Here is a 2,182-nt window from a genome sequence, read left to right as displayed (position 1 = left end):
TCTCTTGGACCAGAACAATTAAAGCAAATGGTAGAAAAGATAATAAGAAGGGCTACTGTACCAGTAATAGTACAACCTAATGCAGGGCTTCCTGATATAGAAGATGGAAAAACTGTATATAAAATGACAGCAGAACAATTTTTAGAAGGTATATCTGAATTTGTAAAAATGGGAGCAACTATAGTAGGTGGATGTTGTGGAACAAATCCTGAATTTATAAAAGCTCTAGCTGACAATGTTAAAAATATAAAAGCAGAGCCATTGGAAAAGAATTTAGAATGTGTAGTTTGCTCACCTTCAAAATTTGTTGAAATTAACGGTCCAACAATAATGGGTGAAAGATTAAACCCAACAGGAAGAATACCTCTACAAAACGCTTTGATAAGTGGAGATTTAGACTACGTAGTGAGTCTTGGACTAGATCAAGTTGAAGAAGGTGCTGAAATATTAAATATGAATGTAGGGCTTCCTGAATTAGACGAAAAAGCTATGATGCCTAAAGTTATAAAAACTCTACAAGAAATCATAAATGTTCCTATACAACTAGATTCATCTAACGTAGACGCGCTAGAACAAGGTCTTAGATACTACAACGGAAGAACTATAGTAAACTCTATAAACGGAAAAGAAGAATCACTAAATTCTATCCTTCCAATCGTTCAAAAATACGGAGCAGCTGTAGTAGGACTAACATTAGACGAAAATGGAATTCCTAAAACAGCAGAAGGAAGATTTGAAATAGCTAAAAAAATAGTAGAAAGAGCAGAAAGCTACGGAGTAAGAAGACAAGATATATTTATAGACTGTCTATCACTTACTGTATCAGCACAACAAGAAGAAGCTATGGAAACTATAAAGGCCATGAGAATGGTAAAAGAAAATCTAGGCTGCAAAACTATACTAGGTGTGTCTAATATTTCATTCGGCGTGCCAAATAGAAGTGCATTAAACTCTACTTTCTTAAACTTAGCTTTAGGAGCAGGACTTGATTTAGCTATAATAAATACATCAGAATCTGTTATGATGGAATCAATGTATGCATATAGAGTAATAAGCAATATAGATAAAGGCTGCGAAAAATATATAGAAAAATATATGAATGTTTCAAAAGCAAAAAACGACCAAACTAAAGCCGTTGAAATAAATGAAGAAACTTCTTTAGATGTACTTATAGAAAGAGGTCTAAAGGATGAAACTAAAAATATGACATATAAATTGCTTGAAGAATATGATGGAAATTATATATTAGACAATATGCTAATACCTGCTCTAGATAAAGTCGGAGTAAAATATGACAATGGCGAAATATTCTTACCTCAAATGATACAAGCAGCAGAAACAATAAAAGTTTCATTAAATATTATAAAAGATAAACTAAGTGTCAATACTAATGATACAAGTAGCACAAAAGGTAAGATAATAGTTGCCACAGTAAAAGGTGACATACACGATATAGGTAAAAATATCGTAAAAATAATGCTAGAAAATTATGGATACGAAGTTATAGACCTAGGAAAAGACGTTCCAATAGAGACTGTAGTAGAAACTGCAAAGGAACAAAACATTAAGCTAATAGGTCTAAGCGCACTAATGACAACAACTGTACAAAATATGAAGGATACAATAAAGGCTATAAGAGACGCTGGAATAGATGCAAAAGTAATAGTTGGTGGAGCAGTTTTAACAGAAGAATATGCTAAAAAGATAGATGCAGACTACTATGCAAAGGATGCAAAACGCTCAGTAGAAATTGCAAAAATTACTTTTTAAAAAATAATGTGGAAAAGAACCATAAAAGTATGTTAAAATATAAAGGATATTTGAGGAGAATAAATTTATTTAATTTATTTTCCTTAAATACTTAAATATAGTAGCAAAATGTGTTACTATAATGAATATAGGTCATTAATTTACAAATATATATAAATTTAATTAATGATGTCAAATTAAAAATTTCTCGTCAACACAAAAAGAGGCTATAGTATAGCCTCTTTTTGTTTTTGGAAATTATTATTTATTTGAAGTAAAATCTTGATTTCTATATTAAAAAGATAAAAGTATACCTACTACAGCTGAAAGAGCTATATATACAACTGGATGTTTATTTGTATATTTTATTAAGAAAAATAGTATTACAGCAAATACGATAGATTTAAAATTAAGTAAATCTGTGATTTTTGAA

The 2,182-nt window shown here is 30.2% G+C and carries 1 protein-coding gene; it reads left to right on the top strand.

Annotation, left to right across the window (positions count from 1 at the left end; translation table 11 throughout):
* The coding region (locus MR593_RS08500) for a dihydropteroate synthase (RefSeq protein ID WP_290691870.1) at positions 1 to 1,770 on the top strand (1,770 nt) is incomplete at its 5' end.
* Positions 1,771 to 2,182: the final 412 nt, after the last annotated feature.

The organism is Intestinibacter sp. (assembly GCF_022780145.1).
GTDB lineage: Bacteria > Bacillota > Clostridia > Peptostreptococcales > Peptostreptococcaceae > Intestinibacter.
The sequence above is the reverse complement of the archived record's forward strand: the minus strand, read 5'-3'. Positions and strand labels throughout refer to the sequence as shown.